Genomic DNA, 23,795 nt, shown 5'->3' with positions numbered 1-23,795 from the left:
CTCACACCCCTTCATGCAGGCTGACGGGGGCCAGCGGATTGAAACCATAATGACGCAGCCAGCGCAGGTCGCTGTCATAGAACGGGCGCAGATCGGCGATGCCATGTTTCAGCATCGTCACGCGCTCCACCCCCATGCCGAACGCAAAGCCCTGCCACTCACGCGGGTCGATCCCGCAATTGGCCAGCACTTTCGGCTGCACCATGCCGCTGCCGAGGATTTCCAGCCAGTCGCCGCCACCGCCCAGCTCGCCGGTTTTGCGGTTCCAACCGATATCCACCTCCATCGAGGGCTCGGTAAAGGGGAAGTAGCTGGCGCGGAAACGCACCGGCAGATCAGGCACGCCAAAGAAAGCGCGCAGAAAGTCGATCAGCGTGCCTTTCAGATGCCCCAGCGTGATGGAGCGGCCAATGACCAGCCCCTCGCACTGATGAAACATCGGGCTGTGCGTGGCGTCATGATCAGCGCGATAGGTGCGGCCGGGCGCGATGATGCGGATCGGTGGCGCGGCATTCAGCATGGTGCGGATCTGGACCGGAGAGGTATGAGTGCGCAGCACGCGGGGGGCAGCACCTTCCTGTTCTGACGGCAGATAAAACGTGTCGTGGTCGGCGCGCGCAGGGTGGTGCGCGGGAATGTTCAAGGCGCCGAAATTATGCCAGTCGCCCTCCACATCCGGACCTTCAGCGACGCTGAACCCCATGGCACCGAAAATCGCGGTCATTTCCTCAATGGTGCGGCTGATCGGATGGATTGCGCCGGTCATGCGTGGGCGCGGCGGGCGGGTGATATCGATGCGCTCTGCGGTCAGCCGGGCCTCCAGAGCGGCGGATTCCAGCTCTACCCGACGGGCTTCGATGGCTTCGCTCAGTGATTCCTTGAGCCGGTTGAGCGCTGCTCCGCGCTCTTTTCGCTCTTCCGGAGTCGCTTGCCCTAGTGTTTTGAGCAAAGCGGTCAGCTTCCCGCTTTTGCCCAGCACACCGACACGGATAGCATCCCAGGCGCGCAGATCGGCGGCGTCCCGCAAGGCGGCATCGGTTTCTTCTCGCAGGGCGGTCAGATCGTCCGACATGGCAACTCCACATACGAAAAATCCGGGGCCAGGGCCCCGGATTTCAGCGGGGTCGAAACCCCATCGCTTTTGGGTATTAAAGCAGGCCGAATGAAGATCATCCAGCCTGTTTCGATCACTCCATCAGGGCGATCAAGCAGCCAGAGCGCCCTGCACCTTCTTCACGATTTCCGCAAAAGCAGCGGCGTCGTCAAAGGCGATGGCGGCCAGAACCTTGCGGTCCATGTCGATCTCGGCCTTTTTCAGGCCGTTGATGAACACGCTGTAGGTCATGCCATGCTCACGCACGGCGGCATTGATACGCTGGATCCAGAGAGCGCGGAAATCACGCTTCTTCACCCGGCGGTCGCGATACGCATATTGCAGCGACTTTTCCAGACGCTCCAGCGCAATGCGATAGTTGGTGGAGGAACGGCCGAAGAACCCCTTGGAGGCCTTCAGAACCTTCTTGTGACGGGCGTGGGTGGTAACGCCGCGTTTGACACGTGCCATGGATGCGCTCTCCTCAGTTCAGGCCGTAGGGGGCCCACTGCTTGACGGTCAGACCGTCAGCATGGGTCAGCACCTGGCTGCCACGGTTCTGGCGCTTTGCCTTCTGGGATCGCGCGGAAAGATTGTGGCGCTTCTTACCAGGACCAGCCAGCACCTTGCCGGTGGCCGTAATCTTGAAGCGCTTCTTCACAGAAGACTTCGTCTTCAGCTTGGGCATTTTATTCTCCTTCATGTTATCCAGCCCGCCGGCCATCCTTGGATCAGGATAAGCCACGGGTTGCTGCGGCCGGGCATGCCCATACAGGCCCAGGCGCGCGAACAGGGTCGGGGACTTAGCGTGCCGGACTGGCGATGGCAAGGGGAAAAGGGTTTGACCTCTTGCATACTGATAGAGGCAAACTTAACATTTGCTCGTGCTAGTAATATGATTCAGGCACATTGGCAGATCAAAGTACTTTTAGCACCAAATCAGATTTAGTTCAATTTTGTTTGTTGGCAATTTAAAATTTTCATTATACTATTTGTGAAGCAATTACTACTAATTTCGGTAAAAATGAATTTCTTAATTAAAATATGGGCTCAAGGAAATCCTGGTAACATCCTTATGATGTACTTGAGTGCGCTCAAGATCAGGAAGCATTTGGGGTATGGCGACATTACGAATGTCAAGATCCCGATATTCGGGATCGATCTGCCAGATATAGGACTGGCAGGATGGGGGCTGCATAATACAGCCTATGCAAATGGTCGTCAGGCCGGCTATGTGCCGGCTCCCGGTCTGGCGCATGCGGTCCGTCATTCGGATGCCAAATTTATCTCACTGGAGGGATATTGTCAGCATGTAAAAAACTTCCCGACCAGAGAAGAGCTTGATTACGAACAGTTTTTCTCCGCTATTCCTAACGGTGATGGGGGAGGCGATGATGAACTGGTCATCAATATCCGTGGTGGTGAAATTCTCCGCGGTATCCATCAGGATTACACGCTTCTTCCGCCGGAATATTATTATTACTTGGTTGCTAAAACCGGGAAAAAGCCGATTTTCTATGGGCAGCTTGATGAATCCCCCTATATGACCGAATTGCGGTCCTTTTTCCCTCACGCAACATTCATACAGTCTCGCGGAGTAAGAGAGGACTTTGATTTTTTGAGGAAATCAAAACATATCGTCCTTTGTGTCAGCACCTTCTCATGGATGGCAGCGTGGATGTCCAATGCCACTACCATTCATTTCCCGATCGCAGGTGTCCTGAACCCGATGCAGCATACGACCAGTATGCTGCTGCCTTTGGATGATCCAAGGTATAAATTTTATATGTTCCCCGTTTATTACGGAACCCATGTCGACCAGTATCGTGCCTATCTTGATCCTGTTCGTACAACTTGGCAGCCGATGGAGCCTGATAAGCTACGGGAGATCGTACCCGACGGAGAGATGTATATTAATGATTACATTAGAAGTCTGAATATTGAGGAATATATTGAATATTATCCTGAAAAATCATCCGTTTTTGATTTGTTCGGGAATATAGGTATTTATAATGACTATATGAACAACGGTTTTTTTGACAACCGGGCTGCCTTTAAACTGGAACGCGGTTTTTACACCAGAACTTACCATCAGGTCGGGCTGGACATGTCATGCGGTCGTATCAAATCAGAGCGCGATCATTATGCAAGAATAGGGCAGTATATGGGCCTTAAAAGAATGCCATAATACTGTAGACTAAATTTGTGGTCAGCAACATTGATGATTTGAGCATGACTATATTTGTAACAATCTAAAGCGATACTGCACTGTTTTGCAGTATCGCTTTAGAAAGACAGCTTTTATTGATAGTATTTTTACAGCTGCGCCTCTTAAAAAGGCAAATAATATTCTATGTAGCCTTTTAAATAAAATTTTTACAATGAATAAGGAAGTTGAAAATTTTCTATTTTATCAAGATTGTATTTTGTTATTAGCAATTGATAGCATATTGAAATTTTGTCGCTTTCATTGCCGAGAAGATTTGGATTCCGAAGCATTTGAACAAAACTGTACTCGATATCGCGTGGTGCTTTGTGCTCTTCAAGGGGAACAAAAGAAAATTCTTCCCATGATTTGGGTTCATTGCGTGAGCACGTTACTTTTCCACCATGGTATGGTGGTTCACAGCAGATGAAAAATTTGCTGAGCGGATGACGCAAGTAAAAAATACCTTCGCGATCTTGCACATTTACTCTTTCATAGCGTAGGCATTTGCTCCTTCTGGAATCGCCGTTGATCTGGAGAAGCGCTTCTTTATCTCCGGGGACAATGAGATGGACCATGAGGGGGTGCTCTGCAAAAACAGCACCTATAACCGGAAGAATATCTCCATCGATAGGGCCATTCCTAAAACAGAGATTGATTGTATCATAGCCTAAATAGTGGCCTTCGAATGTTTTAATTGAAAAAAAATCAATTTTGTTTTCTGCATCTTTTTGTTGATTAATTACAAATATGGAGACGGGAGATGATAAATTATATTTGGGAACTGTTTTTTCAGAAAGGTTGTCATGTGGAAAGGTACTAATAATTTCTGCCATTCGTGCTTGTGCAACCGCCATCCGGATATCATAAATGATCCTATCAATGCGCGATTGGAGCTGCCCTGGGCGTGGATCATAAACGGTCGCCATTTCCTGTGCTCCAAGCCAAGGCGTGATCGTCTGTGGAACATCGGGGCGTTTTTTTAACCGTGCCAGGAATTGTTCAAGACTTCTGCACTGAAAATGCATAAGTCTAGCCCTTGTAAAGTCTGCCTCTGTGCTGGTAATTCCGCGAGGATCAGCCCATGAGATTTCCTTGCCGCAAGCATGGACATAATGATACGGGGAAACGTCGAAATAATGCACATTGTGCCATTTTCCGGCCCATGCTTTGGGCCTCAGAAGTGTTTTGATGTGCCTGTTGATGGGCTGTGAGGCAGGAAAATGCTTGTCAAAAGCTACAAAAGGATGAGTCTGTGGCTTGAAGAGGTGATCGTTGGGTCCATAGCAGCACCAATGAATGGCGACTGCGCCTACATCCTCCGGCCTGTCCAAAAAATGATGAAGAGTTTCATTTTCACTCAAAAATAAATATTCATCTAGATCAAAAAAACCGATCCAGTCAAATTCATCTTTGTAAATATTCAGTGTTTCAATATAGCAGCTTTTCTGCCGATAAATATGGCTTTCGTCTGTCGGCGGGACGTCAATAATTCTTATATCATACCTCAGGGTGCATTCGCTTAAGATAGATCTTGATCTATCTGTAGAGGAATCATTGAACAAAATGAGTGTATCAAATCCAAGATTAATATACCATGAAATCCATGATAATATATCGTGCTCTTCATTTTTAAAAATAGCAGCGACTGCGGTCTTCATCTGTGGCCTTAAGCTATTAATATTGCGAATATTGTAAGATTTATTTTACTTTAAAGCATGATCGAAATTTACCACAGAGAACCGAAACGATATTATTAAAATAATATTTTTTTGGGTAAATGACAATGCTTGATCATAGGAGTCTGATCGGAGTTGTCAGGTGAGATATCCCATTGCCGGGCCACCAAGCCTGGGAGGCAAATTTTTTCTGGCCTAAAAATCTCTATCACACCTACACCGTGCTCCATATAAGGACGGCATGTTGACCGATTTCATCAAGATGCACGGGCTTGGGAATGATTTCGTCGTCTTCGACGCGAGGAAGGGGCCGAGCCTCGCTCTGTCCGGTTTTCAGGTCGCGGCGATCGCTGATCGCCGTACCGGGGTGGGCTGTGACCAGTTGATCGTGCTGGAGCCATCCACGGTCGCGGATGCCTTTATGCGGATTTATAATCCTGATGGCAGTGAATCCGGAGCCTGTGGCAATGCCACGCGCTGCGTAGCGGATTTGCTGCATCGGGATGGCATCGCCGCGCCCTGTATGGAAACCGTTGCCGGCCTGCTGCGGGCGGAGATCACCGGCAATGGCATCTGTATTGATATGGGGCAGCCGGGGCTTGGCTGGCGCGATGTGCCGCTGGCGCGGGAGATGGATACGCTGTTCCTGCCGCTGGAAGCGCCTGGTTTGAAGATGCCGGCTGCCTGTTCCATGGGCAATCCCCATGCGACCTTTTTCGTGGCCGATCTGGCAGCATTGGATATTCCGGCGACCGGCCCATTGCTGGAACATCATCCATTGTTTCCGGAGCGCGCGAATATCGGCCATGCGCAAATGCTGTCCCGCTCTCATATCCGGTTGCGGGTATGGGAGCGCGGTGCCGGGCTGACTCTGGCATGCGGCACCGGAGCCTGCGCCACGCTGGTGAATGCAGTCCGGCGTGGTCTGGCGGAGCGGGAGGCTGTGGTGGAACTGGATGGCGGTCAATTGCTGATCCACTGGCGGGAACAGGATGGACATGTGCTGATGACTGGGCCGGCCGCGACCGTGTTTCATGGCCACATTGCGTTGGAAAGCATCACGGGATGAGCCATGATGCTGACGAAGTGATGCAGGATGTTCCCCCGCCCCCCGTGTCGGCGTCTGAGGCGGCGGGTGTCAATATCCTGACCTTCGGCTGTCGCCTCAACAGCTATGAGAGCGAAGTCATGCGGGGGCATGCGGCTGCCCTCAGGGATACGATTATCGTCAATACCTGTGCTGTAACCGGCGAGGCAGAGCGTCAGGCGCGCCAAGCCATCCGCCGGGCGCATCGTGAACGGCCCGAGGCGCAGATCGTGGTAACCGGCTGTGCCGCGCAGCTCGATCCGGCACGCTGGGCTGCTCTGCCCGGGGTTACGAGAGTGCTGGGGAATGAGGACAAGCTGAAGCCGGAAAGCTGGGCACCGGATGCGCTTTCCGCCGTTTCCGACATCATGCAGGCCAAGGAGACGGCCGCGCATCTGGTGACGGAATTCGCAGGCCGGGCGCGGGCTTTCGTGCAGGTGCAGCAAGGGTGCGACCATCGCTGCACCTTTTGTATTATCCCGTTTGGTCGTGGCCCCAGCCGTTCCGTGCCGATCGGCGCCATTGTCGATCAGGTGCGTCTTTTGGTCCAGCGCGGGTATCAGGAAGTCGTGCTGACCGGCGTGGACATCACCAGTTACGGCCCGGATCTTCCGGGCGCGCCGGGGCTGGGGCAGATGATGCGCCGCCTGCTGGCGCTGGTGCCGGAACTGCCGAGGCTGCGGCTCTCCTCGCTGGATCCGGAGGAGATCGACGAGGATCTGTGGCACCTGATTGCCGAGGAGCCACGTCTGATGCCGCATTTGCATCTCAGCCTTCAGGCTGGCTCCGACATGATTCTGAAGCGTATGAAGCGACGTCATTCCCGCGCCGGAGCGCTGGAGACAGTGGCGCGGGCGCGCCGTCTCCGGCCCGGCATCGCGATCGGTGCCGATGTCATTGCCGGGTTTCCGACCGAAACCGATGCATTGTTCGAGGAAACGCTGGCTTTCGTGAGGGAGGCGCAGCTGCCTTTTCTGCATGTTTTTCCCTACAGCGAGCGTCCTGGTACACCTGCTGCCCGCATGCCCGCGATCCCGGTGGCGGAGCGGCGCGCGCGTGCGGCCAGATTGCGGGAGGAAGCAGCCCGGCAGGCAGAGCCGTTTTTCGCCGTTCAGCTCGGCCGGACCATCAGCCTGCTGACGGAGACGGAGCAAGCGGGGCATAGCGAGCATTTCATCCCGACCCGGCTGTCTCGCCCGACAGAGCCGGGGCGTCTGATGAAAGCCATGGTGGTTGGGGCCGACCAGCATGGTCTGGTGGCCGATGAAGTGGAGATGGCCTGAATGGCACTCGGTTTTTTCAGCAAGCTCAAGGAAGGGCTTGCGCGCAGCACGCAGAAGCTGACCACCAATCTGACCTCGGTGATCAGCCACCGCCGTCTGGACGATGCGGCGCTGGAGGAGCTGGAGGAAGCCCTGATTGCTGCCGATCTCGGTACCTCGGTTGCGGCGCGTGTGATCGAGGCTTTCCGCCGTACCCGCTTTGGCCGGGAAGTGACGGAGGAGGAGATCAAGACTGCCCTGGCTGAGGAGATTGCCCAGATCCTGCATCCGGTGGCTATTCCGCTGGAGCCTGATCTGACGCGTAAACCGCATGTTATCCTGATGGTGGGCGTGAACGGCACCGGCAAAACCACGACGATCGGTAAACTGGCACAGAGCTGGAAAGATCAGGGGCTACGCTCCATTCTGGTGGCAGGTGACACGTTTCGTGCGGCAGCGGTGGAGCAGTTGCAGGTCTGGGGTGAGCGTGTCGGTGCGCCGGTGATCTCCGGCCCCGCCGGTGCGGATGCGGCTGGGCTGGCCTTTGATGCGCTGGCCAAGGCGCAGGCGGAGCAGGCGGATATTCTGTTGATCGACACGGCGGGCCGCCTGCACAACAAAGGCGCGCTGATGGAGGAGCTGAGCAAGATCATCCGCGTCATGCGCAAGCACGATGAAACCGTCCCCCATTCGATCCTGCTGGTGCTGGATGCCACCACTGGCCAGAACGCGGTGGAGCAGGTGCGGGTGTTCAAGGATATGGTGAACATCACCGGCCTGATCGTCACCAAGCTGGATGGCAGCGCGCGTGGCGGCATTGTCGTGGCACTGGCAGAGGATTTCGGTCTGCCGGTGCATGCGGTGGGGGTAGGGGAGAAGGCGGGCGATCTGCGTCCTTTCGACGCGATGGAGTTTGCACGCGGGTTGGTCGGGGCGGTGTAGTCTTCAGGCCGGGGCATCACTTCCCTGACGCGATGCAGGGGGAGACGAACAGAGTGCCTCGCCATGCCCCGATGAGAGTTCGGGCGCTGACCAGCAGCCACATCGCTGTGAGAATGGCGGCAAGGAAAGTACCGATCAGGCTGAAGAACCCGGCATCCAGCATGACGCCAAGCCGGAATGTCGCCACCGTGTAGACACCGAGTGGGAAAGTATACCCCCACCAGCCGAGATTGAACGGCACCCCCGCGCGCCAGTAACGGATGGTGATAAGGGTCGCCAGCATCATCCACCATAGCCCGAACCCCCAGAGCAGCAGGGCCGCCATGATACCCAACCCCTGCATTGTCACACCTGTGGCGGCCATATGATGCTGTGCCAGAATGGCGGGCGCATCCGCACCGATCAGCAGCATCCCGAACGCGCCGGTGCCGATTGGCCCCAAAGCCAGCCAGGAGGAGGCCGCCATACTGTCATGCGGCAGTTTGTGCAGCGCCATTCTCAGCACCAGCAGGGTCAGGATGCTGAATGCGACCGGCACCGAACAGGCCCACAGTACGCAGGATGTAACCAGCATGGTGAACTGATTCACGCTTTCCACCAGATGGGGGGCAAGCAGACCACCGCTGGCGCCGGCGACTTCCGCGGCCACGACAGGCAACAGCCAGACCGCCGTCATGCCATCCAGACTGTGCTCATGGCGCGTGAACATCAGATATGGGATGGCCACACCGCAGGCGAGCGACATGGCAACATCGATCCACCACATCATCTCGGCCACGGGTATGATGCCGGGCCCAAAGCGATCCATACCGAACGCCACACAGCCATTGATGATTGTGGCCAGTCCCATCGGGATGGTGCCGATAAACATCGAGACCGTATTATGGCCGAAAATGCGGCGTGCTTCATGCCCGAACAGTGCCCAACGCGCGGCATAGAGCAAGGTAAACAGCATGAACAACGCGATGTTGAGGAACCACAATGCCTCACCAATGGGTTTCAGTGCCGGACCGATGCCAGGCACCTGCGGCAGGGTGAGTGCCAGAATGCCGGTGCCCATGGTCGCGGCAAACCAGTTGGGGGTAAATTGCCGGATGATTTCCCTCGGGTGATCGAGGCGGCTGAAAGGTCTGAGACCTGAAATGACAGCCTGTAAGGTGCTCATGATTTCAGTTCCCTGATTAGATCGGTGAAGGCATCAGCGGCGCGGCTGCGAGAGCGTTCCTTGTGGCGGAGCGCATGAAACGAACGGTCGGGCAAAACCAGAGGCAACTCGATGAGATCACCCCCCGTCAGGGCGCGCTCCACCACCAGTCGGGGCAGCATCGCCACACCGGCCCCGGCTTCGACTGCACTGCGCACGGCTTCGTTGGATGGGAGTGTCATGGCAATGGTGAGGATGGCCGGATCAATCCCATGAGCTTTTATGATTCCGTCGCAGGTTGATCGTGTACCGGACCCCTGTTCCCGCATGATCCAGCGCGCGGTGCGCAACCACTGCGTATCGACAGGAGCGGTGTTTTCATGGCTGACCAGTACCATTGGATCGGTCGCCACCACCCATCGGGCCAGTGAAGCTTCGTCGATCATGCCCTCGATAAACCCGAGATCGGCGGAACCGTCGAGAATCCGGGCGGCAACGCCTTCGGTATTATCGATACTCAGTTCAAGCTCGATCTGCGGATAAAGCGTGCGGAAAGCGGCAAGGCGGGCTGGCAGCCAGTAACTGGCAATCGTCTGGCTGGCGACGATGCTCAGCGTGCCACGTGCCATGCCGGTGAACTCGGCCAGTATTCTTTCCGCATGCGCCGCCTGCTGCATGACGAGACGGGCTTCGTCCAGAAAGGCGCGACCGGCTTCGGTGAGGCTGATCCCGCGCCCGATGCGATGAAACAGTGCGATGCCATAGTGCGCCTCCAGCGCGGCAATGGCGCCGGAGGCTGCAGATTGCGTGACATTCAGGGCCTCGGCTGCCCGGGTGACATGCTCACGTTCGGCAACCCCGATGAAGATACGTAACTGTTCCAGCGTCATGATCTGATCTCCTGCTGAAAAGATACAGAGACCATATCAATCTGACTAACAGTTTAATGTGTTTGTTTTAATCTTAAAAGCAGATTGATTGGTTGATGGGTTTGAATGCCGGAGCATACAATTTTTTGTTGCTCCGGCGCTTTTCTGGTCAGGAGATGTCAGAAGTTGAAGGTAATATTGCCGAATACGGTTCGTGGAGAGCCGGGCATAATGCGCAAGGCCCCGAGACTATTGGCATAGTAGGTGGCATCCGTCAGATTGGTTGCATTCACCGCCAGCTGCACATGTTGCGTCAGCTTGTAGTAGGCCAGCGCATCCAGCGTGACATAGGAGGGCAGAATCACGCCGCTGTCATTGCTGGTGGCGGCCCGGTTACTGCGATAAATCACCCCGGCCCCGATCCCCAGCCCTTTTAGCGGGCCGGTCTGGACTTCATAGACATTCAGCAGGGACAGGGTATGCCGTGGCACATTGATCAGCGGTGTGCCGTAGGCAAGCTGTGCATCCTTGGTCACCATGGCATCGGTGAAGGCATAGCCGCCAATGACCTGCCAGCCGGGCGCGGGCGATCCGGCGATGGCAACGTCGAAGCCCCGGCTGCGCGCCGCACCCGCAGCGATATTGAAATTGGCGTTGGTGGGATCGACCGTCAGCACATTGCTTTTGTCGATGGTAAACAGGGCCGCCTGAATGCTCAGCCGGTTGTCGATCAGATCGAGCTTGGTGCCAACCTCATAAGCCGTTCCCTGTTCCGGCGCGAAGGCCGTGCCGGAAGCACTGACGCCGCTATTCGGCTTGAAGGATTGAGCAACACTCGCATAGACCGATGCGGCATTGGAAACTTCGTAAACCAGCCCGGCACGCGGTGTCGGCACCAGATCCGACTGGCTGGTGGTGGTGTTCTTGTTCTGCAACACGATCTGCTGGTTGAAATAATTCAGCCGCAGCCCGAGCAGGAATTTGAGCCGCCGGGTGAGATCCATCTGATCCTGCGCCACCAGCGCGCCGCTATAACTCAGCTCCTGCGTATCGTTCGTGATGCCGAGCGGCGGTGTCAGGCCGGTATAAACCGGATTGAGCACGTTGATGAGATCCGGAAATTGCTTGGCGTTGGAACTCATGAACAATTCACGCTCGGTATAGCGTTCGAATTCGGCTCCCAGCAGCAGCGTATGCCGCACTCTTCCGGTGGCGAGATGGCCGGTGGCGTAGGTCTGGGCGATCAGATCATCCCAATGATAGTCACGATACCGGCGAGAGCGGGACATCAACACGGAGTTGGCGGGCAGGCTTGCCCCCTCTGTCGCAAAGCCGGTGAGGGCGCCGTCCATGACCTGAACCCCGCCACGCAAGCTCCAGTTCTGATTGACTTTATGATCCACCCTTAACTGGATGACAGCGCTTTTGTTGCGGATCAGTTTGTCATCCGGTTCACCGAGGAAGGTGGAGATGGGTACCGGGCCAAGCTGGTTATTGATGGGCACGACGCCACGATCAAACGTCGCATCTGCCTGCATCAACTGGGTTTCCAGCGTGACGGTGGTGTTGGGGGAAGCACGCCAGCTGAGCACAGGGGAGACAACCTGACGGTTGCTGTGAACCGTGTTGCGAAAACTGCCGCTGCGTTCACCGGCAATATTCAGGCGATACAGCAGTGTGTGATCGGCGTTCAGCGCTCCGGTCGCATCGACGCTGCCGCGTGCGAGGGCGTAGCCACCGAATATGCTGTTGACGCTGACGGCGGATTGATCAAGCGGCTGTTTGGTCTCGATATTGAATGTGCCGCCCGGATCGCCACGGCCGAACACCAGGGCTGCCGGACCGCGCAGCAGATCGACATTCTGGATGGTGGATGCGTCTGGCATCGGCTGATAACCGCGCGCGCCGGCGGCAAAGCCGTTGCGGTAATATTCAGAGGTCGCAAAACCGCGCACCACGTAATTATCGAGCGACAATCCGCCAAACGTATTGCCGACATCAAAGCCGCCACCATAGCGCAGCGCGGTATCGACCCGGGTTGCGGCAAGGTCTTTCAGTACCTGATCCGGCACTACGGTCACGGACTGAGGCACATCGCGCACGGGTGTATCGGTTCTGGTGGCGCTGCGTGTCACCGGGATCAGAAAGTCCTGCGAGGGCGTGGTATGGACCTGTTTTCCCCCTTGGCCGGATACGGACAGGGTCGGAAGTTCAGGACTCTCTGCTTCCAATTGCTGGGCGACGGCCAGGCCGGGCATGGCGGCAATCCAGAGCAAGGACAGGGATGGAAGCCGGATTTGCCATGCAACCGGCTGACGATCGCGAGGAATGGGATGAAAGAGGGATGACATCGTGGTTTTCGCTCAAAAGGCGGCTGCATCAGCATGATGGCGCTCTGGCCAATCACGCGGTTCATGCCGCAGGAAGCCTGGATAACAAGGCGGATCAGGCGATTGCCTGTATCCGTCGGATGAAAGGAGAATCACGATGCGGAAAAAGGAGGCGCCCGTGCGCGGGCCAGAAGCAGAACATGGGTTGACAGCGTATTATCTGATGCAGGCCACACGAGGCGGACAGAGTACGTGTAGCTGAATGCGGCCAGCCTGATTTCCGCTGCAGGAAAAAGGACAGGCATGACGGCAAGGCGGCAGATCGGACAGCCGTCATTGTCGTGGCAATCCCCGGCGGGTATGTCGGGGAAGGAATCTGGATCAGCAAGCTTATGGCCGGGAGGGATTTCCCCCTTGTCCGAATGTATTTCTGAAACGCCATGCGTGGTGTCTGCGCTTGGGTGCGTGCAGGGCGGGCTGTGTGGTGTGAAGGTGTCACTTCTGGCCGTACGGAATGCCCAAGCATAGGGGTGGGTGGAAGGCCAGGCTGCCCAGATAGGCAAGACGAGTTGGATTAGAGTGACTAGGGCAGCAAGACAGGAAAAACAGTTTCCTGTTCGCGGGCGTCTGGTCCCGCGCAGCATCAATTTACCTGCCATGAGAAAAAGCACCAGCCGGGCATGGCCTGCCACTGCATCAGCCTGTGGTGCAGCGCAGGAAATGGCCCCTTGTTTTTCATGGGGTGGGTTTAATCATTTGGACTCTTTTCGCCAATGGAGAATGATTCGAATCAATCATTTCAGTCTCGTGCAGGATAAAAATCACTCTTCAAAAATACGATTTAATAATGTTATTTGTGACTTTATTGCAACCATTTAGATCGTATTTTGATGTGAATATGGAATGAGATTGACATAATTTGAATAAAAAATATGACATCTCGCTGTCAGGTTTAGTTCACTCATAGGGTTGAGCAAGGCAGTTATTGAAATTTTATGTCGCGGTAATCTGTTGCGCTATAGAAACAAACTATGCGTGAGACCTGACGGTCTGGATCGGGCTTTATTGAAGTTTCCCTAAGCGGTGGCAGTGGCCGATCACGGCCGCCGAGCGGTAAAACAGGAATTGCTTTGTCATGTCGAAGGTCTTAAGGACGCGCGGCATCAGCCGTCTGCCCCGGATGTCTGTGCCTGGATTGTTGTCGGTGGCTGGTCTCAGCGTGGCATCGTCATTGTGCCCTGTGCAAGGATGGGCGGCTGATCAGCAGACAACAGGAAGTCGCGTCTCCTCAACCCTCGGCAGTGCGCCCGACATATCGGCTGACCCTGAACTGGTGAAGCTGAAGAAGAACAAGCCGGGCCAGATCCCCACCGTGCATCAGGGGCCATGGGGCGTGTTCAATGCCGAGGCCGGGGTGGCTGCCGGTTTTGGCCCGGTGGCCCGGTATGGTCAGGTTCGCTGGGCAGAAGACTGGAGTTATTTGCGTGACCCCTCCCTGCGCAGGGATTTCTTCGATCCGCTGAAATTCGTCAAACTGAATGATAGCGGCTCCATCTACGTTACGTTCAATGGCAGCGAACGTTTACGTAATTTCTTCGATCAGGCACCTTTTTTTGGATATCAGTCGAAGAAAAGCTCCGATCGTCTGTTGTTGCGCAGCCAGTATGGCGCCGATGTGCATCTGGGAGATCATTTGCGCATTTATACCGATGTCATCAGCGGTCAGGCCTGGGGGCATAATTATTTTGGCTACAGCGGCACCCAGCGCACTAACATGGATTTCCTGAACCTGTTTGCGGAAGTGAAGGGTAAGGTTCTGGGCGGCCAGGGTGGCATCATTGTCGGACGGCAGCAGTTTCTGGATGTGCCGAACTATATGATTTTCGATCGCGGCAATCCGAATATCCCGCAGAGTTGGGAAGGCGTGCGTGCCTATAATGTGTGGTCACGCTTCCGCGTCGACGTGTTCGACTTCGTCTCTGTTGATGAAAGCCGCTCCGGAGCATTCAAATTCCGTGAGTCCTGGGGAAATCGGCTGTGGGGTGCGTATGGCAGCTACGCACTGCCTAATTTTAAATTCCTAGGCAAATCCAGTCAGATCTTCGCCGATCTTTATTACATGGGCTATCTGGTTGGTGGCTCCAATGCCTCGATCGCCAATGCCCGGGCCGGCGGCACCACGGCCGGTACAACCCATCGTGACAATGTCGGCGTGCGGTTCTGGGGTAAGGCCGGTCCGATAGAATTCAGCCTTGGTGGTACCTATCAGGGTGGCGAGTTCCGGCCTAAAGGAGGTGGTGCCACCCGTCCGGTTGAGGCTTTTGCCCTGAATAACGTTATCGCATGGCGGTTCAGCAAAATGTATGGTACGCCTTCCCTCGGGATACAGGCTGACTATTACTCCGGCGGTAATTATAACGATAAAACCGGTAGTATTGGCACGTATATCGCGCCTTTCGCTCCATCGACGAGCTATCTGGATTCCTCCACCTATCTGGCGCCGGGTAACCTGATTTCCGTGGGGCCGAACCTGCTTTGGGTGCCGCACAGCGCCGTTGCCATTCGTGCGCGTCTTCCGCTCAACTGGCGTGCAAACACGGATGATACGGTCTATGGCACCAACCGCATCTATCCGCCGCGCGGCAATTTGCAGGGTGGGTTCATCGGTTTCAATCCCCAGCTTTCCGTGGCGCTGCGGATCGACCAGCATCTGACATTCACCAACGATTTCGCCCACATGTTCCTGTCGGACGGTATGCGTAAGGTCGGTGCCAAAGATGGATTCTTCTGGCTGAGCACGCTTGAATACCGTTTCTGAGCCAAGTCATGAGTATCAGGGCTCCGATATCTATGCCGGAGCCTTTTTCATATCGACCATAAAGAAATAAGTTCCCGGCTCACTAACTGTTCATCATGATGCGATAGCCAGAACCAAGTGAAGCCTATATACATTAAAAAAATATGGCTTGGCGGCTACCTTCAAGAACGGTTATCCCCAGATGCCTCTGCGACAAGAGATGCTTCCCCTGACCGAGTGTGATCGTGAACCGATCCACACGCCTGGTGCCATACAGCCCTATGGTTTCCTGATCGCAGTCTCACGTCTGTGGAACGTGACGCATGTATCCGCGAACATTGCCGACTATCTTCCGGCCTCGGCTTCTATGGTGTTGGGTTGCTCCCTGATCACGTTGTTGCCGCCGGAAACGGTTCATGCATTGCGGGGTGCCGTGCAGATTCTGGGCAGTGCTGCCATGACGGAGCGTCTGTTTGGCTTGAAGCTGCGTCATGATGAAGAGGCTGTGCTCTATGATTTTTCTATCCATATCATGGCCGATACTTATGTGATCGAGGCCGAGCCATCGGTATGCGGCAATAGCGGCCGGAATGATGTTTCCAGCACCGTCAGGATGATGTTCGGACGGTTGCAGCAGAGCCGGGGTATAGCACCGCTTTTTCAGGAAGCCACACGGCAGATTCGTGCCCTGACCGGTTATGACCGTGTCATGATCTATCGTTTCGCCGAGGATGGATCGGGGGAGGTCGTGGCGGAAAGTCTTCGGTCCGGCACAGCATCCTGTCTCGGCCTGCATTATCCGGCCACCGACATTCCGCGTCAGGCGAGGACGCTTTACGAACGCAGTTGGCTCCGCCTGATTGGCGATACAGAGGACGAAACCTGCCCCCTTTTGTCTCTGCCGGAGCAGACAGAACCGCTGGATATGTCACTTTCCACTTTGCGGGCCGTCTCGCCGGTGCATGTCCAGTATCTGCGCAATATGGGCGTGGTGGCTTCTGCCTCGATCTCGATCCTGCGCGGCGGGCAGTTATGGGGGCTGATTGCCTGTCATGCCATGCGTCCGCTCTGGCTTGCCGCAGACCGCCGGGCGGTCATGGAGATGTTTGGTCAGATGTTCTCCCTGCTGCTGGACAGCCGGGAGGGGGAAATCCAGCAGGAGCGTGATGACCGTCTGCGCGACTTGCTGGAAGATTTGTTGCCTGCGCTGAGGGAGCAGGGCGGAGGCGGATTGCGGCACCATCTGGCCGCGATAGCCGATATGGTTTCGTGTGACGGCGTGGCAGTCGTGCTGAGCGGTGCCGTGTCAGCGTATCAACTGGTTCCTTCAGAGACTGCGATCATGACGCTGGTTGGTTTGCTGGATCATGCACGGCGTGGCGAGCTTTATGCCTCTGCGCGGATAAGGGCGGTGTTTCCCGCGCTTGCGCAATATCCACACTTTCCGCCCGGTGTGCTGGCCGTTCCGCTTTCTCCTGAAGGGTCTGATTATCTGTTGTTTTTCCGGCAGGAAACCGTCAGCACGGTTACATGGGCCGGTAATCCTCATGGTGGCAAATCGCAGGGTGAGGACGGCACCCTGTCTCCGCGCAGCAGCTTTGCCGTATGGACGGAGACAGTGGAAGATCAAAGCCTCGTCTGGACCACAACGGATGTCAGAATCGCTGCAAATCTCCGTGCCGGACTGATGGATATTCTGTTGCGGCGCCCTGCCAGTGGTCAGCAGGATGGTCAGCAGGATGGTCAGCAGCGAGGTGGGCACGGCCTGTAAAAAACTCTTCCTTCCGTGCCTGCTTATTGAACAACGATTTTAGGGCCACTCGGTCGTTTCGAAGGGATTTTTGCCCAGATTCTCCGGGCCAACTCGGAGAAAGCCTGCGCAGCCTGACTGGCCGGCGCTGCGGCAACCACAGGCGTTCCGGAATCCGCTGCTGCACGGATATCGAGCAGCAGGGGAATTTCACCGAGAAAATCGGTCCCCAGCCGTTCCGCTTCTTCCTTCACCCCGCCATGAGAGAAAACTTCGCTGCGATGGCCGCAATTGGGGCAGCAGAAATAGCTCATATTTTCCACGATCCCCAGCACCGGCACATGCGTCTTGCCGAACATGGCAACCCCCCGCCGCGCATCTGCCAGCGCCAGATCCTGCGGTGTGGAGACGATGACCGCCCCTGCCAGCGCCACACGCTGCGCCATGGTGAGCTGCGCATCGCCGGTACCGGGGGGCATATCGACGATCAGCACATCCAGATCACCCCACGCGACCTGTCCCATCATCTGCTCCAGCGCACCCATCACCATCGGGCCCCGCCAGATCATTGCCTCGTTCTGATCAACCAGAAAACCGATCGACATGGCCTTCAGCCCCCATGTCTCGATCGGGATCAGCCTGCCACCCCGGGCTTCCGGCTTGCGGGTTTCCCCAAGCAGCAGAGGCAGGCTTGGCCCGTGAATATCGGCATCCAGCAGCCCGGCCTTCAGCCCCATCTGTGCCAGAGCCACGGCGAGATTGACGGCGACAGTGGATTTACCCACCCCTCCTTTGCCGGAGGCTACCGCGATGACGGCTCCTACGTCTGTCAGTAGTCGGGGGCGGGGTTGCGCGCCCTGACCATGGCTGGGACCATGGCCGTGCGCTGCCTGTGCGGTGGTGGGTGGGGCATCGTGATGTGCGGTCAGTACCACGGTGGCATTGCGAATACCGGGCTGGCGTGACAGCACGGTTTCAGCAGCCTTGCGCACGGTTTCCATCTCTGCCGCCCGCTCCCGCGTGGCGCGCAGGGCCACCTGTACCAACCCATCACGGCTTTGGATGCTGTCGATCAACCCGGCGCTGACGATATCTTTCCCGGTTGCAGGATCGGTAACTGCACGCAGCACCTCCCGCAATTGCGCGTCCGGCGGTGTTGCGTGGGGGGAGGGGGTGTCGTTCATGATTGGCGTTCCTTTGCACTCGGGCCTTTGCGCTCAGGCTGGCGCGCTCGGGCTGTTTCCGGGGCGTTGTCGCGGGATAGGCGCGGCAACCGCCCTTCGCAAGAGCAAGACTACACAAGAGGGTGACACGGGAGGCATAAACCATTTTTCTGCCTTGCTCACTTTGTTTCCTGCAAGGCCTGTTTCTGCAACCCGCAGCAGGGGGTGCTATTTAATGAGCGGAGAGGTCGTGGAACAGTTTCATGTTTCCATGACCCTTGCCCGTCTTTGGCGCCACGCGCAGAATTGGCATCAACAGGTCTTTAAATGACGGCGTATCTGGCGCCTGAACAGTCTACCGGAGGAATATCTGGTCCATGACTTATCCTACCCCCCTACAGACCGAATCGTACCCAGCCGACAAGGCATTGCAGCGTCGGAGCCGTTGCCTGCGGGCGGGGCTGGCTCTTGCGGTGATGATCCCGTTGGCAACAGGGCTGGTTCCGGGCGGTTTGCCGCTTTATCCGGCCATGGATGCACAGGCACGCGAAGCACCGGCCAGCTTTGCCGATCTGGCTGAAAAGCTGCTGCCGGGGGTGGTCAATATTTCCTCCACCACGACCATCGCCCGTGGGCCGGAAGGCCCCGGACCGGATATGCCACAATTCCCGCCGGGATCCCCGTTCGAGAAATTCTTCCGCGATTTCATGAATCGCCATCCTCTTCCGGGCCAGCCGCATGGCGGAGAAGAAGGAGCCCCGCGTCGGGCACAAAGCCTCGGTTCCGGCTTTATCGTCGATGCGAAGGAGGGAATCGTCGTCACGAATAATCATGTGATCGACGGGGCGGATGAAATCACCGTCATTCTTCAGGACAATACTCCGCTCAAGGCGAAGGTGCTGGGCCGGGATGAACGGCTCGACATTGCTGTCTTGCAGGTGACGCCCCCCAAGGACAAGCCGCTGACCGCCGTACAGTTTGGCGATAGCGACAAGGAGCGCGTGGGGGACTGGGTGCTGGCGATCGGTAATCCGTTTGGTCTGGGGGGGTCTGTCACCGCTGGTATCGTTTCGGCGCGCGGGCGTGATATCCATCAGGGGCCGTATGATGATTTCATCCAGACGGACGCCGCCATCAATCGCGGCAATTCTGGTGGACCGTTGTTCAATATGGATGGGCAGGTGATCGGCATCAACACCGCCATTTATTCCCCCTCCGGCGGTTCCATTGGCATCGGTTTCGCCATCCCTTCCAGGCTGGCACAGAACGTGGTGGATCAGATCCGTAAATTCGGTCGTGCCCGACGTGGCTGGCTGGGCGTACGGATTCAGCAGGTCACGCCCGAAATTGCTGAAAGTCTCGGGCTGAAGGAAACCAACGGCGCCATGATCGCGGGCGTGAATGAGGGCGGTCCAGCGGACAAGGCCCATCTGCAGAATGGCGACATCATCCTGAAATTCAACAATCAGGATGTGAAGGATATGCATTCCCTGCCACGTATTGTGGCGGAAACCCCGATCGATGAGACCGTACCGGTGGTGCTATGGCGCGGCGGCAAGCGGGTCACACTGGATGCCCGCGTCGGAGAAATGCCGGATGATGTCAAACAGGCTGCCGCGGAAAAGGCCAAACCCGGCAGTCATAACAGCGCCCAGCTTGTTATCAGGGAACTCGGCGTGACGGTTGCGGCCCTGTCGCCGGAGGTGCGGGAGCATTTCAATCTGCAGGGTGATCAGAAGGGCGTGGTGATCGCCAACATCGCGTCCGGTTCGGCAGCAGAGCAACGGGGCCTTAAACCGGGCGATATTATTGTCGAGGTGCAGCAGGAACCGGTGGCTGCGCCGAAGGATATCACGCAGCGTCTGGAAGCCGTGCGTAAACAGGGCCGTAAATCCGTTCTTCTGTTGATTCAGGGACAGGACGGGCTTCGCTGGGTACCGCTGCCGCTCAGTTGATGGCAGGTTTGGCCTGTGCCCTGGGGGAAGGGGGCACAGGAAGGTTATGGAGCCGGCTGGTTATTGCCAGCCGGTTTTTTTTGCGGATAAAGCACTATTTTTATTCGTTATATAATATTTTTACGAAAATTTTATAAATCAGTATTGACGTAAATTCTTCGTTGATTTAACAAAATAAATATCACAGATATGAATGGTTAATTTTACAATGAACAACCTGTGTAGGATGTAGTTTTCACGCTTCGGCGTGTGATCAGCTATCCGATCCCTATCTTTCTGAAAAAGTGTGTCTCCTCATGTCATTCCAAAGGGTACGTGATCGCGTACGCGCCAGCTCCCGCCTTGCCGTAACGCTGCCACCGGTTGCTCTGGTGTGTGTGCTGATGGCCGGATCTGCCATGGCGCAGACCTCAGGTACCACCCGATTGCCCGGTTCAACCCTCTCTGATGCGCCAAACCCGCGTGTGGTGCCCGGTCTGATCAAACCGATCCAGACCAAAGAGATCAGAGATGACGAAGGCCCGCTAGGCCCGCTGTCCCGCACTCTGCTGAAGCGTGGTATTTCGTTCCACGTCTCCCTGTTCGATTTCTTCAGCTCCAACCCGAGTGTTGGTCAGGATACCGGCAATACGGTCAATTCTACTTACCTGCTGACAGGGGCGGATTTCGACCTCGACAAAATTCTGGGCATCCACCATGCAAGGCTGCATTTCGAGGAAACATTTTTTGGCCTCCGTGCAAATAATATAGAGGCCACCAGGCAGTTTTCAGATAGTAGCACAGGATATCAGACCACCTATAACCTGCGTTCTGAACAGTTATCGACACTGACTTATGAGCAGACGTTTTTCAATGACCGTCTGAACATCGAGCTGGGGCGTACGCATCCGAACCGCTTCTTTGCCTTGCCGACCTGCCAGACATTGAACAGCTGCTACAACAATATTCTCTATCACAATGCCGGGTATATCTCGCCGCTTTATTCAATGTGGGGTGGTCGCGTCAGTTATGCACTGACACCCACCACTTATATCGAGGCAGGATCATTTGCGGCCCATCCGGATGCCAATGCTCATAGCGGCTGGGATTGGGGGCAGGAGCCTAATCCGGGTGCGCTGACATTGGTCGAGATCGGCCACAAGACCGGATATGAGACGCAATTATATCCCGGCCGATATTCTTTGACCGGTTTTTATAATTCCAGTTCTCATCCGGATAATGACACGACTGCTTATGGACGGTCTCGGGGGCTCAATCCGGGCGATCCGGTGCGTAACCAGCATGGCACGCAGGGAATTGTCATCAACACCGAACAGGTTGTGTGGCGTGCGGATGGTGGACATCCAGATGCTGACAGCCTGCATCCTTCAAAATCCAATCCTACAGCGATTTCGCTGTACAGTGGATTGGGATACTCCTTTGATTCAACAATACCTTTTCAGTCAGACTTGTTTGTGGGTGCCAATCTGCACGCCCCTTTCGCATCGCGGCCTTATGACCGTTTTGGTGTCAAGTTGCGCTGGGTGCGGATGAACGGCAGCTTTGCCCGCTATCTGTCGGAGGCAAATGCGGAGGCTGGTGGATCAGGAGCCGGTTTCTCTCGTGATAAGGCGATTTTCGAAATCAACGCTCATGTGCAAATGTTTTCGGCCATCGCTCTGGAGCCGGTGGTACAATATGTGCTCAATCCTGACAGCTATTATAATCCTTATTCGGCCCGACGCCCTCGGGACGGGTGGTATGCCGGTGCTGCCCTGATCGTTCCGGTCGGCGCTATACTGGGGCTGAAGCCGCTATGAGCACGCGCGAACAGAACCATCCCATTCTGTCGCTGGAAGGAATTGGCCTGAGCTTTGGCCGGGCGGTGGTGTTGTCCGATCTGTCCTTCACGGTCGGGCGGCAGGAAATCCGGGCCATTATCGGACCGAATGGTGCGGGCAAAAGCTCGCTGATCAACATCATCAGCGGGTTGTATCAGCCTGATCATGGTACGATCCGCTATGATGGCGTGCCATACCGGCGCATGCGGCCGGAGCGTCTGGCGGCGCAGGGCGTGGCGCGAACCTTCCAGAATCTGGCCCTGTTCGGCGCGCTGAGCGTGCGGGAAAACGTGTTGCTCGGGTTGCGTGGAGTGACGCGGCCTGATGTGAAACCTGCCTCTGTTGTGGCGGAATTTTTCAATCTGCCTCATGCACGGCGTATCCGCGACCGTGCACTGGAGGAAACCGATATCACCCTGCGCCAGCTCGGCTTGTGGGAGATCGCGGATCGCCCTGCGGCCTCCCTGCCTTATGGGCTTCGTAAGCGGGTAGAACTGGCCCGTGCTCTGGTGGCCCGTCCGCGTCTGCTGCTGCTTGATGAACCGTTTGCGGGGATGGAAGCACAGGACCGGCATGAACTCGCCGCCCTGATCCGCAGCGTACATCAGGAGCGTGGTGGTGCCATCCTGTTGATCGAACATGATATCGGGCTGGTGCTGAGCCTCGCGGATCGGGCGGTGGTGCTGGATTACGGGCGGCTGATCGCTGACGGCACGCCTGCCGAGATCCGCGCTGATCCGGCTGTGCTGGCGGCCTATCTGGGGCAGCGCAGCCATGAGGCAATCCAACAGGAGAGGGCGATATGAGCTTTTTTCTGGCGGTTCTTACGGGCGGTCTTCTCTCCGGCGTGATGTATGCATTGGTCGCGCTGGGGTTTGTGCTGATCTACAAGGCATCGGGCGTGCTGAACTTCGCGCAGGGCAGCATGCTGCTGTTTGCGGCGCTGACCTATGTCAGTCTGGTCGAGCGTGGTTTGCCGGTCTGGCTGGCCGTGCTGGTGACGCTGCTGGCCCTGATCCTGCTGGGCAGCGCCATTGAACGCTTCGTGCTGAGGCCGTTGATCGGGCGTCCTTCCATCGTGCTGTTCATGGCGACTCTTGGCGTCAGCTATTTCATTGAAGGGGCCTCCCAGCTTGTCTGGGGCTCCGATGTACACGCGCTGTCACTGGGGATTTCGGATAGCCCGGTTTCCCTTGGAGGTGTGCTGGTCAGCAGGCTCGATCTTGTGGCCGCGGCCGTGGCCGGTGTGCTGGTCACGGTGCTGGCCCTGTTTTTCCAGTATACGCCGGCCGGTCTGGCATTCCGCGCCGTCGCGGATGATCAGCGCGCGGCACTGGCAATCGGCCTGCGCCTGACACGCATCTGGGCGCTGGTCTGGGCGGTGGCCGGTGGTGTCGCATTGGTGGCCGGGCTGCTGTGGGGCGCGCGTCTCGGTGTTCAGTTCTCGTTGTCGCTGGTGGTGCTGAGGGCGCTGCCGGTGCTGGTGCTGGGCGGGTTTGGCTCCATTCCGGGGGCTATTGCCGGTGGCCTGCTGATCGGTGCCACGGAGAAGCTGGCGCAGGTCTATCTCGGTGATGTGCTGGGGAACGGTATCGAAAGCTGGTTTGCCTATGTGCTGGCGCTGGTGGTTCTGCTGATCCGTCCGAACGGGCTGTTCGGCGGTGGTGCGACGCAGCGTGTATAAGACAGGGAAAAGCA

Annotated in this window: 18 protein-coding genes; 10 read left to right on the top strand and 8 right to left on the bottom strand. The window is 56.5% G+C overall.

Annotation, left to right across the window (positions count from 1 at the left end):
- Nucleotide 1 precedes the first annotated feature (1 nt).
- The 3 genes from pheS to rpmI form a co-directional block, all read right to left on the bottom strand.
- Nucleotides 2-1,072 (bottom strand): phenylalanine--tRNA ligase subunit alpha, encoded by a 1,071-nt coding sequence (gene pheS, locus GbCGDNIH6_RS07685; RefSeq protein WP_072563449.1) that lies wholly within the window; start codon nucleotides 1,070-1,072, stop codon nucleotides 2-4.
- Between the two features lie 132 nt (nucleotides 1,073-1,204).
- Nucleotides 1,205-1,564, bottom strand: coding sequence for a 50S ribosomal protein L20 (rplT, locus tag GbCGDNIH6_RS07680; RefSeq protein WP_011632206.1), 360 nt, complete (start codon nucleotides 1,562-1,564; stop codon nucleotides 1,205-1,207).
- 13 nt (nucleotides 1,565-1,577) lie between these two features.
- Nucleotides 1,578-1,781 (bottom strand): 50S ribosomal protein L35, encoded by a 204-nt coding sequence (gene rpmI, locus GbCGDNIH6_RS07675; protein ID WP_011632205.1) that lies wholly within the window; start codon nucleotides 1,779-1,781, stop codon nucleotides 1,578-1,580.
- A gap of 387 nt (nucleotides 1,782-2,168) precedes the next feature.
- On the opposite strand from rpmI, the gene GbCGDNIH6_RS07670 reads away from it, so the two are divergent.
- Nucleotides 2,169-3,281, top strand: coding sequence for a hypothetical protein (locus tag GbCGDNIH6_RS07670; RefSeq protein WP_157692365.1), 1,113 nt, complete (start codon nucleotides 2,169-2,171; stop codon nucleotides 3,279-3,281).
- Between the two features lie 188 nt (nucleotides 3,282-3,469).
- Here GbCGDNIH6_RS07670 and GbCGDNIH6_RS07665 read toward each other — a convergent pair whose 3' ends face one another.
- Entirely contained in the window at nucleotides 3,470-4,960 is a 1,491-nt protein-coding gene (locus tag GbCGDNIH6_RS07665) for a glycosyltransferase family 2 protein (RefSeq protein ID WP_072563447.1), read from the bottom strand.
- Between the two features lie 259 nt (nucleotides 4,961-5,219).
- On the opposite strand from GbCGDNIH6_RS07665, the gene dapF reads away from it, so the two are divergent.
- The 3 genes from dapF to ftsY are packed head-to-tail and all read left to right on the top strand — an operon-like array spanning nucleotide 5,220 to nucleotide 8,269.
- Nucleotides 5,220-6,047 carry a diaminopimelate epimerase gene (gene dapF / locus GbCGDNIH6_RS07660; RefSeq protein WP_072563446.1) on the top strand — a complete coding sequence of 276 codons (828 nt, stop codon included), beginning with the start codon at nucleotides 5,220-5,222 and terminating at the stop codon, nucleotides 6,045-6,047.
- A gap of 20 nt (nucleotides 6,048-6,067) precedes the next feature.
- Nucleotides 6,068-7,348: a tRNA (N(6)-L-threonylcarbamoyladenosine(37)-C(2))-methylthiotransferase MtaB gene (mtaB, locus tag GbCGDNIH6_RS07655; RefSeq protein WP_072564453.1), complete on the top strand. Its 1,281-nt coding sequence runs from the start codon at nucleotides 6,068-6,070 to the stop codon at nucleotides 7,346-7,348.
- Nucleotides 7,349-8,269, top strand: coding sequence for a signal recognition particle-docking protein FtsY (gene ftsY / locus GbCGDNIH6_RS07650; protein WP_025286937.1), 921 nt, complete (start codon nucleotides 7,349-7,351; stop codon nucleotides 8,267-8,269). It begins immediately after the preceding gene.
- Between the two features lie 16 nt (nucleotides 8,270-8,285).
- Here ftsY and GbCGDNIH6_RS07645 read toward each other — a convergent pair whose 3' ends face one another.
- The 3 genes from GbCGDNIH6_RS07645 to GbCGDNIH6_RS07635 form a co-directional block, all read right to left on the bottom strand.
- Nucleotides 8,286-9,434, bottom strand: coding sequence for a TDT family transporter (locus tag GbCGDNIH6_RS07645; RefSeq protein ID WP_072563445.1), 1,149 nt, complete (start codon nucleotides 9,432-9,434; stop codon nucleotides 8,286-8,288).
- On the bottom strand, nucleotides 9,431-10,303 hold the full coding sequence (locus tag GbCGDNIH6_RS07640; protein ID WP_072563444.1) for a LysR family transcriptional regulator: 873 nt from the start codon (nucleotides 10,301-10,303) through the stop codon (nucleotides 9,431-9,433). Before GbCGDNIH6_RS07640 ends, GbCGDNIH6_RS07645 begins: the two co-directional genes overlap by 4 nt.
- Before the next feature lie 158 nt (nucleotides 10,304-10,461).
- Entirely contained in the window at nucleotides 10,462-12,633 is a 2,172-nt protein-coding gene (locus GbCGDNIH6_RS07635; RefSeq protein WP_081370030.1) for a TonB-dependent siderophore receptor, read from the bottom strand.
- A gap of 1,114 nt (nucleotides 12,634-13,747) precedes the next feature.
- Here GbCGDNIH6_RS07635 and GbCGDNIH6_RS07625 point away from each other — a divergent pair.
- Together GbCGDNIH6_RS07625 and GbCGDNIH6_RS07620 are read left to right on the top strand one after the other, a co-directional pair.
- A complete protein-coding gene (locus GbCGDNIH6_RS07625) occupies nucleotides 13,748-15,430 on the top strand; it encodes an alginate export family protein (RefSeq protein WP_081370028.1) in 1,683 nt (560 codons plus the stop codon).
- 181 nt (nucleotides 15,431-15,611) lie between these two features.
- Nucleotides 15,612-17,180, top strand: a complete 1,569-nt coding sequence (locus GbCGDNIH6_RS07620) for a GAF domain-containing protein (RefSeq protein ID WP_081370027.1) — start codon at nucleotides 15,612-15,614, stop codon at nucleotides 17,178-17,180.
- A 23-nt stretch (nucleotides 17,181-17,203) separates the two neighbouring features.
- On the opposite strand, the gene GbCGDNIH6_RS07615 is transcribed toward GbCGDNIH6_RS07620, so the two are convergent.
- Entirely contained in the window at nucleotides 17,204-18,343 is a 1,140-nt protein-coding gene (locus GbCGDNIH6_RS07615) for an Mrp/NBP35 family ATP-binding protein (RefSeq protein WP_072563441.1), read from the bottom strand.
- Nucleotides 18,344-18,798: 455 nt separating this feature from the next.
- On the opposite strand from GbCGDNIH6_RS07615, the gene GbCGDNIH6_RS07610 reads away from it, so the two are divergent.
- The 4 genes from GbCGDNIH6_RS07610 (at nucleotide 18,799) to GbCGDNIH6_RS07595 (ending at nucleotide 23,781) form a co-directional block, all read left to right on the top strand.
- Complete coding sequence (locus GbCGDNIH6_RS07610; RefSeq protein ID WP_475690107.1) at nucleotides 18,799-20,277, top strand: Do family serine endopeptidase; 1,479 nt, start codon at nucleotides 18,799-18,801, stop codon at nucleotides 20,275-20,277.
- 296 nt (nucleotides 20,278-20,573) lie between these two features.
- Entirely contained in the window at nucleotides 20,574-22,076 is a 1,503-nt protein-coding gene (locus GbCGDNIH6_RS07605) for a carbohydrate porin (RefSeq protein ID WP_232449753.1), read from the top strand.
- Nucleotides 22,073-22,903: an ABC transporter ATP-binding protein gene (locus GbCGDNIH6_RS07600; protein ID WP_072563438.1), complete on the top strand. Its 831-nt coding sequence runs from the start codon at nucleotides 22,073-22,075 to the stop codon at nucleotides 22,901-22,903. Before GbCGDNIH6_RS07605 ends, GbCGDNIH6_RS07600 begins: the two co-directional genes overlap by 4 nt.
- On the top strand, nucleotides 22,900-23,781 hold the full coding sequence (locus tag GbCGDNIH6_RS07595; RefSeq protein ID WP_072563437.1) for a branched-chain amino acid ABC transporter permease: 882 nt from the start codon (nucleotides 22,900-22,902) through the stop codon (nucleotides 23,779-23,781). The genes GbCGDNIH6_RS07600 and GbCGDNIH6_RS07595 overlap by 4 nt, the downstream gene beginning before the upstream one ends.
- Nucleotides 23,782-23,795: the final 14 nt, after the last annotated feature.

The organism is Granulibacter bethesdensis (assembly GCF_001889525.1).
GTDB classification, from domain to species: Bacteria; Pseudomonadota; Alphaproteobacteria; order Acetobacterales; family Acetobacteraceae; genus Granulibacter; species Granulibacter bethesdensis_C.
Note: the sequence above shows the minus strand (reverse complement) of the source record. Positions and strands in the feature narration are given on the sequence as shown.